11 protein-coding genes are annotated in these 12,140 nt (G+C 51.3%); 3 read left to right on the top strand and 8 right to left on the bottom strand.

Going from position 1 to position 12,140, the window contains the following annotated elements; genetic code table 11:
- Positions 1-65: 65 nt before the first annotated feature.
- Complete coding sequence (locus H6F91_RS15015) at positions 66-434, bottom strand: EamA family transporter (RefSeq protein ID WP_190772940.1); 369 nt, start codon at positions 432-434, stop codon at positions 66-68.
- 588 nt (positions 435-1,022) lie between these two features.
- Here H6F91_RS15015 and H6F91_RS15010 point away from each other — a divergent pair.
- Entirely contained in the window at positions 1,023-1,712 is a 690-nt protein-coding gene (locus H6F91_RS15010) for a Mo-dependent nitrogenase C-terminal domain-containing protein (RefSeq protein ID WP_190772939.1), read from the top strand.
- Between the two features lie 20 nt (positions 1,713-1,732).
- Here the strand turns inward: H6F91_RS15010 and H6F91_RS15005 are convergent, their stop codons facing one another.
- Together H6F91_RS15005 and H6F91_RS15000 are read right to left on the bottom strand one after the other, a co-directional pair.
- On the bottom strand, positions 1,733-3,238 hold the full coding sequence (locus tag H6F91_RS15005; protein ID WP_206754943.1) for a serine/threonine-protein kinase: 1,506 nt from the start codon (positions 3,236-3,238) through the stop codon (positions 1,733-1,735).
- 265 nt (positions 3,239-3,503) lie between these two features.
- Entirely contained in the window at positions 3,504-4,409 is a 906-nt protein-coding gene (locus H6F91_RS15000) for a transglutaminase family protein (protein ID WP_190772937.1), read from the bottom strand.
- Positions 4,410-4,602: 193 nt separating this feature from the next.
- Between H6F91_RS15000 and H6F91_RS14995 the strand changes: the two genes are divergently transcribed.
- Together H6F91_RS14995 and H6F91_RS28315 are read left to right on the top strand one after the other, a co-directional pair.
- The gene (locus H6F91_RS14995; protein ID WP_190772936.1) at positions 4,603-5,265 is read left to right on the top strand and encodes a class I SAM-dependent methyltransferase; all 663 of its coding nucleotides are present in this window, start codon (positions 4,603-4,605) and stop codon (positions 5,263-5,265) included.
- A gap of 359 nt (positions 5,266-5,624) precedes the next feature.
- Complete coding sequence (locus H6F91_RS28315) at positions 5,625-5,750, top strand: hypothetical protein (RefSeq protein WP_277874394.1); 126 nt, start codon at positions 5,625-5,627, stop codon at positions 5,748-5,750.
- A 438-nt stretch (positions 5,751-6,188) separates the two neighbouring features.
- Here the strand turns inward: H6F91_RS28315 and H6F91_RS14990 are convergent, their stop codons facing one another.
- From H6F91_RS14990 to H6F91_RS14970, 5 genes are all read right to left on the bottom strand, one after another.
- Entirely contained in the window at positions 6,189-6,770 is a 582-nt protein-coding gene (locus H6F91_RS14990) for a TIGR04376 family protein (RefSeq protein WP_190772935.1), read from the bottom strand.
- A 78-nt stretch (positions 6,771-6,848) separates the two neighbouring features.
- On the bottom strand, positions 6,849-7,988 hold the full coding sequence (locus H6F91_RS14985) for a hypothetical protein (RefSeq protein ID WP_190772934.1): 1,140 nt from the start codon (positions 7,986-7,988) through the stop codon (positions 6,849-6,851).
- Positions 7,989-8,286: 298 nt separating this feature from the next.
- Positions 8,287-9,789 (bottom strand): GMC family oxidoreductase, encoded by a 1,503-nt coding sequence (locus H6F91_RS14980; RefSeq protein WP_190772933.1) that lies wholly within the window; start codon positions 9,787-9,789, stop codon positions 8,287-8,289.
- A gap of 20 nt (positions 9,790-9,809) precedes the next feature.
- The gene (locus H6F91_RS14975) at positions 9,810-10,421 is read right to left on the bottom strand and encodes a heme-copper oxidase subunit III (RefSeq protein WP_190772932.1); all 612 of its coding nucleotides are present in this window, start codon (positions 10,419-10,421) and stop codon (positions 9,810-9,812) included.
- A gap of 17 nt (positions 10,422-10,438) precedes the next feature.
- Positions 10,439-12,115, bottom strand: coding sequence for a cbb3-type cytochrome c oxidase subunit I (locus H6F91_RS14970; RefSeq protein WP_190772931.1), 1,677 nt, complete (start codon positions 12,113-12,115; stop codon positions 10,439-10,441).
- Positions 12,116-12,140 lie beyond the last annotated feature (25 nt).

Below are 12,140 nucleotides of genomic sequence, written 5' to 3'. Positions count from 1 at the left end.
CCTTTTGGTGTGTAGTTTGCGCCCGCCAAAAGGGACACTTGGGCTTGTCTCGAATTGAGGTTGGTTTACTTGGGAGAAATCACCATAACAACCCCAGCCATGATGAAGCCCAATCCGACGATACGCAGGGTCGGTAGGGGTTCTTTGAAGATGAAGTAGCCCAGTAAGACTGAAAACACATAGCTTAGAGCAACAGCAGGCCCTACAACGCTGAGCTTGACTCGGGTCAAAACTAAAATGTAAGCAATAGATGCCAGCCCGTAACAGGCCAGTCCCGTGACCAGCTCAGGAGTGGTAGCAATTTTCAGAATTTGCTCCACAGCGTTACTGACTTCAGCTTTTCCTAACTTCAGAGCCCCTAATTTCAGGAAAAACTGGCCCGCTACTCCAATCAAGATTGAGGTTAACAACAGCAACAATTCTTGTAGCGACACAGGCACCTCCTCTTAGATCCCCATTAGTGTACGGTATCCGCACCGCCTTCACAGTCATTTTCGTCAGAACAAACGAGTACCTGACCATACTGGCCTTGACCGGTGAAATGTAGCGGGCTTCGTCGGCCACATCCTATCGGCCACAATTGGTGTGCTGAAATATTGGGGTTAGAAGTTGTTTTTTCGTATGCAAAGCACATAAAAAATAACCCCTCCAATCAGCTTTAAAATACGCCCTTGTATTCGCAATACTCTGGACAGATCTTCTCAGGCTCCGTGCTCTCTGTAGGTTCGTTGTACACAAAATCAAGGGTTTCGAAGCGGTTGTTGAATAAACGAGCTCAACAATCAGTTCAAAGAAATAATTTTTCTACCCTTTAGGTACGAACCATGACAGCTGAAAAATCGTTCTAGAGTAGTCGGAGTTCCCCATGTGCTACGAAAGTGAACTTAATAAAGAGGGAATTTTCTGGACGCTGAGTTTGGTTTGGGTGTAGAACCGAACAAGGTTATTCCTTCGCGCTAGTTAAGATTGAAGAAACATACTCCCGTTAGGAGTTTCTACAACCTGCTGATTGAATGATGTTTATGACTGGCACTGTTAAATCTCTCTACACTCAAGAGCAGATCGCCGTCTGGTTACAAGGGCTGCTGGCGATCGCCTGGGCCGATGGTCATTTTGATCCTGAAGAACAAGACCTGATCACAAGCCTCAATGAGCTGGAGCCAGCCCCGAAAGTTACCCTTGACTCAGCCACTACCCTTTCCCCTCAGGAAGTAGCTGCTGTCATTGGGCAGGATCGGACGATGGCCGAAAACTTTCTACGAACTGCTGTGATGGTGGCGATCGTGGATGGGGTGTATTCTGAGCCCGAGGATGTGTTGCTGCACCAATATTGCACACTACTACAACTTGACGAAACCATTCTGGAATCCCTACGGGCAACCCTTTACCCGGCAAAAACTGCTACGGCAACTTCTGTCGCTTCCTTTTCAGCGGATGCCGATGAACATCACTACCGCCCAGTTTTAAAGCCTGTGCAACAGTGGCTAGATGAACTGGAAATCCACGATCCCCGCCTGGCTCGCTTCCTGTGCAAACTGATTCCGCCCCAATGTCCCTTTGAGCGGGATGTGGTGCTTTTTGGCCGCAAGCTTGTTCACATTCCCCCTATGTGTAAGCTCAACCCTCTTTATGAGCAACTGGTAGGGCTGCGGTTTAGAGCGCTATCCTACTTAGCGGATGATTGTGGGGAGGATGTGACTCCGTATTGTTAAAGCAAAGGGCGCAAGCCGATTTAACGAACACTGCATCGCCCGATTCGCGCAAACAAAAACACCCAGCAATGCAGTAACTTTGTTGCCCACATGCCCCCTACACAGGCGAACCCTGCGGGCCACCCACCCCAGGAAAACCCCAGCGGAAAACACCCTGAGGGTAATGCCAGAGAGGGGCTTAGCTTCGAATATTCCAACCACTGCCCATGTTGTCGCCAGCCGACACGATCGCCAAAAGCCTGCCAGACCGCATGATCGTGATCCGTCGGAGGGGGGCCGTCCGGGATTCCGCCACAATCCAAATAGATCTGTCGCTGTACGCTAAACCCAAACCGTCCCTGGCTGTAGTGTGTCCAAAGTCCGTCAATTGTGCTCAAATCCTGACAGGGAAAGTTCTGTAGCTCCTTGGGCCGAACAAAGTCGTCTTCCTTGCGACCGACCGCTTGCAGCATGCGCCAGTTGGTTTCCCAGTCTGCCTCTTTCCATTTTCCCGCTTCTAGCAATTCCTTCAGTTTTTGGTAATCGATCCCGCACTCTGAGGCTAGCTGATTCACATTAAATGCAGGGGTTTTTGGTTGAACGGCGGGGAATGTGGGCGATCGCTCCCCTCGGCCTGCTTGTACTAGCCTCCCGGCGGGGACTGAATTTGGTAGTGATTGAGCCGCAGGAGTGGCTTTCACCAGCGAGGGTGCTTTTTGCCGGGTTGTCTTCGTATGTTGCAGTAATTCTCGCAGGGCATGCTGGGCTGAGGGATAACGATCCTTCACGAGGCTTTGAGTCATTCTGTCTAACACTGCAGCGAGCCCAGGGCTAATCTGACGCCCACCGAGAAACTGCCGCCAGATCAAAATTCCCTCCATCGGGTCATACAGTTCAGAAGGCTTGACCTGGGTCAGGAGATGCAGGCACATCACCCCCAAGCTATAGAGATCGCTGGCAAAAACCGCTTTGCCATAAATTTGTTCAGGGGCTGCATACCCTGTGCTACCAATTGTGGTGCCTGTTTCCCCCATCAGTGTAATAGTCGCTGCCTTCGCAGCCCCAAAATCAATCAACACCAGGCGTTTATCACTGCTGCGCCGAATCACATTTTCAGGTTTGATGTCTCGGTGGATAATATTCTGGCTGTGGATGAACTGAAGAACTGGTAGCAAATTAAGCAAAACCGATCGAATTTGCGTCTCGTCGAAGGGTTTACCTAGACGCGTGAGCAGGTCGGCCAACGTTCGCCCTTCAATGAATTGCTGCACCAAATAATGGCTGTTATTTGCCTCAAAAGCCTCAAATAACGTGGGGATCTGTGGGTGCTGATCCAACTGTAAAAGCCGCTCAGATTCTTGCTCAAACAGGCGGAGCGCTTTTTCTAAATTGCTACCACCCTTACGCAGGCTGGTATTGGGAATGAACTGCTTAACCACAACGATGGTGTTGCCCCGGTAGGTGTCATTGACCAAATAGGTACGCCCAAATCCACCTTGGCCAAGGGTGCGATCGCACTGATACCGCCCTCTCAACAGAAAAGGCATACCGCATCGATAGCAAAAATTTGCCCCGACGGGGTTCTCGGTTTGACAATGCGGGTTGAGGCAATGCAACGTGTTCATAGTTCTATCATGACAGGTCAAGCTAATTGGCCATACCCGTCGATGTTGAGAGGTTGTTGTTCCGTAAGTTCTACTTCCGAAACACCCCGTTCAAGGGGTGCATTCCACTTTTGCAACGTTGGAAACCCACTTTTGTAAGTGAAGCGGGCAACGCCCGCTTCACTTACAAAAGTGGGATGCCCCCCCGTTAAAGTGCGTCAAAATCGGGAATGGTGCCTAGTTTGCGAATGGTTACTTTCACATCCATGCCCAGATAATCTTCGGTATTGCCAAACCAGGAGCCGGCCAGGGGAATGACCTGAGCAGGATGGCGGGCGATCGCCACACGAATCAAGTCATAGCCTGCGGTAATACGGTTCGTCGGGTCATAGGCTCGCCATCCTGCCCCCGGAAGATAAACCTGGAGCCAAGCATGGGTTGCTCCTGACCCGGTCATCCCGACCTCGCCACCATCCAGTGCAGCATCATAGAGATAGCCGCTAACGAAGCGACAGGCAAAACCCAGGCGTCGGAGTGATTCAATCATCAGCCAGGCATAATCTCGGCAGGTGCCTGATTTCAACCGCAGCGTTTCGCTAGGGGATTGTGTGCCCTCTACCTCACGGGTCTGGTAGGTCAAGGTTTCGTTAATCGCGTCCATCATGCGTTGCAAGACATCGAGGGTATCGTCTTGATCGCCTGCAACGAAGCTTTTGGACCAGGCGGCCAAGCTACCATCCGGGTCTTCAGCATGGGGACGCATGAATGCCGAGAGATCCACCCATTCATCAGGGGTGTATTGAACGGGTACTTCTTCGGCACGGGTTTCGAGAGGGAAGTCGTCGATCGCCCGAATCCCATGGTGCTCTCCTCGAACTCGGCAGGTAACCTGCAATTCTGTGGCAGGTTCGCTAAATTCCAGCACGGCTACATTGTTAGACAACGTATCCATTAACCACCGGGTTTTGGCAGGAATATTCGTTTCCAGGGAATAGCTTAACGTTCGTCCCGCGTAACCTAAACTTGGCAGAAAAATAGCACGGTGTTCACCAAAGGTTACTGGATTGGCATAGCGATACGTCGTGATGTGTTCAAGATCATAAATGACAGCCATAATTCATAGGGGCAACGGGATTATCAATACTCTAAACTCAGATTTTGTACCGAACCCAGAACCATTGTTTTTTGTCGCGAAGCAATGAAAAAATAATGGTTCTGGGTTCGGTTTTAGAAAGTTGCAAGATGTGAGTAGCTGACTGAGGATGCTGTAACCTCAACAGTAAACGATGGCCTAATCCCTTACTGTTATGGCAAATAAATCTTTAGGGCTCAGTTCGGAACTTCATGAATATCTCCTCTCCGTTTCCTTAAAGGAGGCGGATGTTTTGCAGCAGTTGCGGCAGGAGACGGCACAGCATCCTCAGCAGATGATGCAGGTGACGCCTGACGAGGGGCAGTTCCTTGGGTTTTTAGTGCGGTTGTTAGGGGTTCGCAAAGCCTTGGAAATTGGCGTATTTACAGGGTACAGCTCTCTATCGGTAGCCCTGGCTCTGCCGGACGATGGTCAGCTGATTGCTTGTGATGTGAGTGAGGAGTTTACGGCGATCGCCCGTCGCTACTGGGAAAAAGCAAACGTTTCCCATAAAATCGACCTGCGTATTGCGCCTGCCCTCGACACTCTGGATACCCTTCTAGCCGAGGGAGCCGCTGGCACCTTTGACTTTGTCTTTATTGATGCCGATAAGCTGAATTATTGGAATTACTTTGAGCGATCGATTCAGCTCGTGCGATCGGGTGGGGTAATTGCTGTGGATAATGTCCTCTGGTCAGGTCAAGTCATCGAGCCCAGTAACCATGAACCTAGCACTGAGGCAATTCGCACCTTCAACCAAAAACTGTATCAGGATAATCGTGTGACGGTTTGCATGTTGCCTGTTTCTGATGGCATTACCCTGGCTATGAAGCACTGATGAGAATGCCTTATCTCAATCCCTGATAACTCTTACCGCATTAAATAGGATATCAGGAATAGCAAACTCGGATTTGTGACCCCAATTCGAAATAAGCTTAACTGCCTTTTTTGGTGTGCGGAGATCGCACATCAAAAAGGCCTTAACCCGAGCTTAGGTTTTGTGGATTACAAAGTGTCAAAACTTTCAATTTGTGTTGTGGGTGGGGTGCGAAGCACCCCACCCACAACACAAATTGAAAGTTTTGGAACAGTGACTGTATGCCAAAAGATGGCAATGGGTCTGACTCAAGTAGTATGTGATGATTTTGACGCGGCTTTAGAATTGCCTTAAAAGATGTCAGTATAGGGGTTCCTTGTATGAAGAAGCTCATTGGTTTACTCATGGCTGTAGGCCTGGTTGCCATTCTGGGAGCCTGCGAAGCGAATGATGTCGATCCTGATGAGTCTCCTGTCGTACCTCCAGCAGAATCCCCTATTCCTTAAGTCTTTGTCCTTCTTATCTCCATAGGGTTACGTCCAGACCGCTGTACTTTGCTTTGGAGTACAGCTTTTTTATCGAACTTCTTTAACCGCTTACTAAAGAACAAAACCTCTATAGCGCTGTGCGGGTTGATTAAGTACGGTGGTGTGGGGCACGAAGTGCCCCACACCACCGTACTTAACGCACTTACACATTGCTATAAAACTCAAATTTTTCGTTGTTGGGGCGAAGCTCCAATAACAAAAAAATTGGGTTTTGGAGGTAGTTTTAACCTCAATTCGGGATAAGCTCAAAAGCCCTTAACCCGAACTCAGGTTAGTTTTATTTTTTTGTCTGCTATTAAGGTTCGGCCTACACGATCTACGTTCGCGTTAAGGGCTTTCTTGTGTTCCACGCGTACAACAATAGGCATAGGCAAAACTTAAAGACCGAGGCCCTATTTACTTCATCTTGCGTTTCAGTTCCTCTAATTCGTCGTCAGTTTCCCACTTCTGGAAAGCTTGCTCGAGAGGATCGGCACTGCTGGGTGAGGGGGAGAACCCTTGATTCCATCCGATAGTTTGCCATTGTTGCTCAGACTGCTGGAACGCTTGAGTTGAGCGGTTGGCATAGGCCTCTGCTACCTTGGTTTTGATCTCTTGGCGCTTGACCTGGATTTGCTTCTGAAGCTCAATAGCCTGCTGAATACGCTGCTTAACACCCTCCATTCGGCCCCAGAATTGATTACCCTGGCGCAGAAGGGCGGCTTCTCGTTCCTCAGCAGGTTTAAGCAGGTCAACCCGATTAGCATTACGCGCTTTTTCTACACGCTCATGCCAGCGCTGCACTTCCTGGGCTGTGTTGAGGATTTCCGTTTGCAGTTGTCTTTCCTTCAAGCGCAAATCTGCCAGCAGACGAATCACTTCATCCTCCTGGCTACGAAGCTTGTCCTCCAGAGCTTCCAGTTCCAGATGGGGATTCTCCCGCAGAAACTCGTCCAAGCGCTCCTCCAAAAAGGTGCTGAAGTCTTCAAACAGGCCCATAGAGTTTCCTCGCGGTGGTATCGTCTCTGGAAAGTCTGATTCTTCGTAGAAAATCTACTAAAAATCTAGCTTACCCCATTAGAACTGTTGCCCAGTGTAGACCGATCGCACTTCCCCATTTCGGCGGATAATTGCCTCTTGCCCATTCACGGAAACCAGACTCCATCCACTCGTCCCGATCATTTCTCCCAGGCCAATGCGTTGGGTCGTGCCGTTAATGGTGAAGAGAGCGGCTGAGCGATCGCCCAAATTCAACACGCCCACCAGCGAATGGCTGGGAGCCCCTGCAATGTTGGGTACCGCACTGCTGCTGGGGCTGGGAGCTGTTGGAGCCGCTGCTACAACCGATGGGGCCGCCACTGGAGCCGTTGGAGCTGTCGGGGCGATGGGGGCAACCGTCACCCTTTGCGGGGGAGGAGAAACAGACGGCGTCACCGCAGCCGGCGAATTCCCTGGAGGGTTCTGATACACCGGAACGTAAACACGATCTAATACGGTCGGAGGTGTGGGTGTCGTGTTACCACCGGCCACTGCCACATCAGGTAGGGCGCTGGGGCTGTTCGACGCAACGGTCGCGTTTTCCTTCGCCAGGTCGGCTTTGCGATTGATCACATCCAGCGATCGCGACATATAAGTCAAAAACTCGCGATCGCCCTCGGATACCGTCGCTGTGGCTGCGGCCTGCACAGGGGTTGTCGATACGACCCTGGGAGACTCCTTCCAGAAAATCTGCGCCACTAACCACAACCCCCCGGTCAACAGCACTGAGATGCTAGCCAGGGTTAACAGCAGTTGATCAAAAGACTTTTGGGTAACTTTCGGTTCTGCCGTGGAGGGCTCCAGGGTCGCGAGGTCGCCTCCTTCGGTGGCGATCGCAGCCAGGTCATCTACATCCAGGTCTTCCAACTCCTGGATTGCGGTTTCTTCAGGCGGAGCAGGTTTGGCGACCAGCAATGAGGGAATTAAATTATTGGCTAGAGACGACAGCGGATTGCTGGGTTTTGGTGGCGGTGGCGGGGCTACATCATGGGGGAGGCTACCTTCCCGCAAGATCCGCTCTACGTCTTCAAATACGTCATCCATCACCGCATCGGCGGATTCATCCATCACCGTATCGGCTTCGGGTATGGGCTCTAGAAATTGAGCCTGTAGAGGGTCTACCACGGCCATGGCGGAAGGATCCAGGATGGGTTTCTGGGTGTTGACCTCGTGAGACATAGGTATCACCAACTCGCGTGAGCTATTGCTTCAAAGGAATCGAACAGTGGGATTTGACTCCCAAATTATGGCGCTTGACTGCTGAAATTTCCAGGAAATTTCTCGAAAGAGACACCCTTTGGTGTCCTACATCCTAGCAGCAACCTCCTCCATTCGGTTCGCTCCTCAAAATTATTCATGTCGTTATAGCGCTGTGTACGTTGATTAAGTACAGCGGTGTGGGGCACGAAGTGTCTCACACCGCCGTTGCTGTACTTCAGCGCTACGCCTCTCCCATCTACTGGATTTAATCGCTATATCAGGCTAAACGCTGGATTAAATGTTCACCTACCCGCAGTGCGTTCGCCATCACGGTGAGCCCTGGGCTCACGGCTGTGTTGGATGGGAAGAAGCTGCTATCGACCACATAAAGGTTGTCCACTTCATGGGTACGGCAGTTTAAATCCAGGACTGATTTTGCTGGATCTTCACCAAAGCGGCAGGTACCGCACTGGTGAGCGACGATAGGTATGGGCATATCGCTACGAGGGTGAGTGCTGCGATTAAAGAGTTGGGGTTGGGCAGTTTCCACTTGTCTCAAGATATCCACCCAGCGGTATACAAGGCGATCGTGGGCTTCCTCATTGTTGGGCTCATAGTCTACCCGCAGCTTGTCACCGAAGAACCAGACGCGGTTGTTGGGGTTGGGCAAATCCTCCGTTTGCAGCCACCAACCAATAGAGCGGGTTGCTAACTGGCGCAGACCAAAGTTGGGAATCGCGCGGGCCAGGGCCGAGAAGATGGGAGGGGCTTCCGAAAAAATGACATCCTGAAAAATACCCCCTGAATTCTGCACGTGGCCCATGGGATACGGAAAATCTTTATCACCCCAGTAGAAGTCGTTGAGACCCACTGTCCGGGGAAACAGGCCAGAATGAGATGAAGCGGTCAACTGCACCACCACAGATAGCAATTGCTTCATCAGGTTCCGCCCGACCAAATCAGAACGGTTCGCAATTCCATTCGGGTGCTTCTCGTTGGCCGAACGTAACAGTAAGGCCGCCGAGTTCACAGCACCACAGGCCAAAACGATGATGTGCCCGGAGAACAGGTAGGAATGGTGCCCAATCTTGACCTGAACACCCCGAATCTCGGAGCCTGAGGGATTGGTATGCAGAGAAATGACTTGAGCTCCGGTTTTCAGCGTGACATTCTCATGCTTTAAGGCTGGAGAGACTCCTGTATCTTCAGAATCCGTTCGGCCCTGATCGCCTAAACCTAAGGGCAAATAGGCGGGATGCAACCCTTGTTTGGAGAGCGTATCAAAAACCGTTTGAATATCGGGTTCATGGGCTACTTCAGGTTCAGGATAGCCTGAACTGTGGGGCGGCTCGGTCGGATCATCCCCGATTCGACCGTGAACTTGATAAAGCTGTTCTGCTTCTGTGTAGTAGGGTTCGAAGTCCGAATACTTGAGAGGCCATTCGGGTGATAGGCCATCTTGGTGCTGCACTGTTTCAAAGTCGCGATCGCGCATCCTCAATAGCACCCCGCTCCAGATCTTTGTATTCCCCCCCACGCAGTAGCGGGTCTGAGGATAGAAGGGTTCTCCAGTGCGATCGTGCCACGCTTCCGGCCCGTGAAATTGTTCTTTCTTAAAAACTTCGGTATCAATCAGCTGCGAGCTTTCCCGCTCCAGAAAATCGCCCCGTTCCAGGATCAAAATCTTTTTGCCAGTAGGCGCAAGTTTCCGAGCCAGGGTGCCGCCACCGGCTCCGCTGCCAATGATGATGACGTCATAGTGTTGGTCGTCGATGATCATAGGAATATATCCTCTCTCGCTTACTGCCAGACGTAGATCAGAACAAACAAAATAATCCAAATGACATCAACGAAATGCCAGAACAACGACGTAGCTTCAACGCCAAAATAACCGTTGTCGTAATTGTGGGGGTAGAGCGATCGCCCCAACATCAATCCCTGTAAAAGAATGCCAGTGAGTACGTGTAAACCATGGAATCCGGTCAACAAATAGAACGATCCGCCAAATAAACCAGATTGCACGGTGAACGGCAAATGACTCCACTCCACTGCCTGACCGTAAAGGAAGTAGGCACCCATCGCCATGGTGGCGATGAGAAATGTGCGAAAGCCCCATAACTTGCCATCGTGCAAGTAGCGCTCTGCCACGTAGATGACAAAGCTACTCGATACCAGAATGATGGTGTTGATCGTCGGCTCATGGGTTTCCAAACCCGTCACGCCAGGGGGATACCAATCCCCCACTGTTGTCGTTTTGTAGACGATATAGCCGACAAAGAAGCTAATGAAAATCACACTTTCAGATAGCAGGAAGACAATGAAGCCAAACTTACTGTTGCCGGCCTCGTCATGCTCCTGCGTGTGGCGGACATCGGATTCGACGTCTTGGGCGATCGCTCTTTCAGTAGTCATAGTTGTGTCTATCCATCCTACGAAGTTTGTGCGACTGGTTCTTGACCCGCCACCAAAGGTTGATCCTTGCCGTAACCGTAGGGGCCAGAAATAACCGTTGGGATCTCTTCAAAGTTTTCAACGGGGGGCGGTGAGGAAACCATCCATTCCAGGCCGTACGCCCGCCAGGGGTTATCCCCCGCCTGAGGGCCACGAATCCAGGAACTCACCATGTTGAGGATGAACGGCAAGGTAGACATGCCCAATAGGAAACCACCCAGGCTAGCTAGCACATTCCAGTAGGCAAATTCGGGGTCGTAGGAGGCCACACGGCGCGGCATTCCCAAGAGGCCCGCTTCGTGCATGGGCAGAAACGCCAGGAAGGTACCCGCAAAGGTCAACACAAAGTGGAGTTTGCCTAATCCTTCGTAATACATCCGGCCCGTGATTTTCGGGAACCAGTGATAGAGCGCTGCATAGATCGCCATGACGATCGCCCCATACAACACGTAATGGAAATGCCCTACGACGAAGTACGTGTTGTTGACGTGAATATCAATGGGCACTGAACCCAGAAAGATTCCTGTAATTCCAGCGAATAACCAGTTTGTGATGCCCCCCAGCGCGAATAGCATCGGGGTAGTGAAGCGAATTTTGCCACCCCAAACCGTTGCGACCCAACCAAATACTTTGATACCGCTGGGCACCCCTACCAGCATGGTCGTCACCATGAAAAACATCCGCATCCAGCCGGGTGTGGCACTGGCAAACATGTGATGCACCCACACAGTCCCGCTGATAATGGTGATCAGTAGGGACGAGGCCGCAATAATGCGATAACCAAACAGCGGCTTACGAGCATGGACGGGCAGCACTTCGGAAAAGATACCGAAAGCTGGCAACACCATCACGTACACAGCCGGGTGAGAATAAAACCAGAAGAAATGCTGGTAGAGGACAGGATTACCACCTCGCTCAGGTGCAAAGAAACTGGTGCCAATGGTTAAGTCCAGCAGCAGCATAATGGCTCCGCCCGTCAGAGCGGGCAACCCATAGAGCTGGATTAACTGCGCCGACATCACCGCCCAGACAAAGGCTGGAGTCCGAAACCAGGTCATCCCCGGTGCCCGCATTCGCACAATGGTCGTGACGAAATTTACCGCCCCCATAATGGACGATACCCCGGAGATCGCCACCGCCAGAATCCAGAGAAATTGGCCGTTAAACCAGCTTCCTGTGGGTGTCTGCAAACTGACCGGAGGATAGGCCCACCACCCCGATTGAGACGGCCCGCCCGGTACTAAATAACTGCCGAGCATCAGAATTCCCACGACGGGAATCATCCAGAAAGACACCGCATTCAACCGGGGAAAGGCCATGTCTCGTGCCCCAATCATCAGGGGCACCAGATAATTCCCCAGGCCGACCAGCACAGGAAAGGTCCACAAAAACAGCATGATCGAGCCATGCATGGTGAACAGAGCATTGTAGACGGTGCGATCGACCAGATCCGCATCCGGAGTAATCAACTCCCCGCGCATGATCATGGCTTCAATCCCACCTACTAGAAAAAAGAAAAAGGAGGTGACGATGTATTGAATGCCAATAACTTTGTGGTCGGTACTGAAAGTAAAGAACCGCCGCCAGTTATCCGGTGCGCCAGGATACGGCTGGCCACGGGTAATTTCAGGGGATTCTGGGGAAATGGTGGTCATGGGGATAGGGGTGGATGGTTGAATG

Source organism: Leptolyngbya sp. FACHB-8 (assembly GCF_014695575.1).
Taxonomy (GTDB): Bacteria; Cyanobacteriota; Cyanobacteriia; order Elainellales; family Elainellaceae; genus Vacuolonema.
This window is presented reverse-complemented; position numbering and strand designations above follow the sequence as displayed.

Excerpts from the sequence above, each read along its gene's own strand:
- H6F91_RS15010 (WP_190772939.1), top strand. The coding sequence starts at position 1,023 with ATGACTGGCACTGTTAAATCTCTCTACACTCAAGAGCAGATCGCCGTC.
- H6F91_RS15005 (WP_206754943.1), bottom strand. The coding sequence starts at position 3,238 with ATGCCTTTTCTGTTGAGAGGGCGGTATCAGTGCGATCGCACCCTTGGC.
- H6F91_RS15000 (WP_190772937.1), bottom strand. The coding sequence starts at position 4,409 with ATGGCTGTCATTTATGATCTTGAACACATCACGACGTATCGCTATGCC.
- H6F91_RS14995 (WP_190772936.1), top strand. The coding sequence starts at position 4,603 with ATGGCAAATAAATCTTTAGGGCTCAGTTCGGAACTTCATGAATATCTC.
- H6F91_RS28315 (WP_277874394.1), top strand. The coding sequence starts at position 5,625 with ATGAAGAAGCTCATTGGTTTACTCATGGCTGTAGGCCTGGTTGCCATT.
- H6F91_RS14990 (WP_190772935.1), bottom strand. The coding sequence starts at position 6,770 with ATGGGCCTGTTTGAAGACTTCAGCACCTTTTTGGAGGAGCGCTTGGAC.
- H6F91_RS14985 (WP_190772934.1), bottom strand. The coding sequence starts at position 7,988 with ATGTCTCACGAGGTCAACACCCAGAAACCCATCCTGGATCCTTCCGCC.
- H6F91_RS14980 (WP_190772933.1), bottom strand. The coding sequence starts at position 9,789 with ATGATCATCGACGACCAACACTATGACGTCATCATCATTGGCAGCGGA.
- H6F91_RS14975 (WP_190772932.1), bottom strand. The coding sequence starts at position 10,421 with ATGACTACTGAAAGAGCGATCGCCCAAGACGTCGAATCCGATGTCCGC.
- H6F91_RS14970 (WP_190772931.1), bottom strand. The coding sequence starts at position 12,115 with ATGACCACCATTTCCCCAGAATCCCCTGAAATTACCCGTGGCCAGCCG.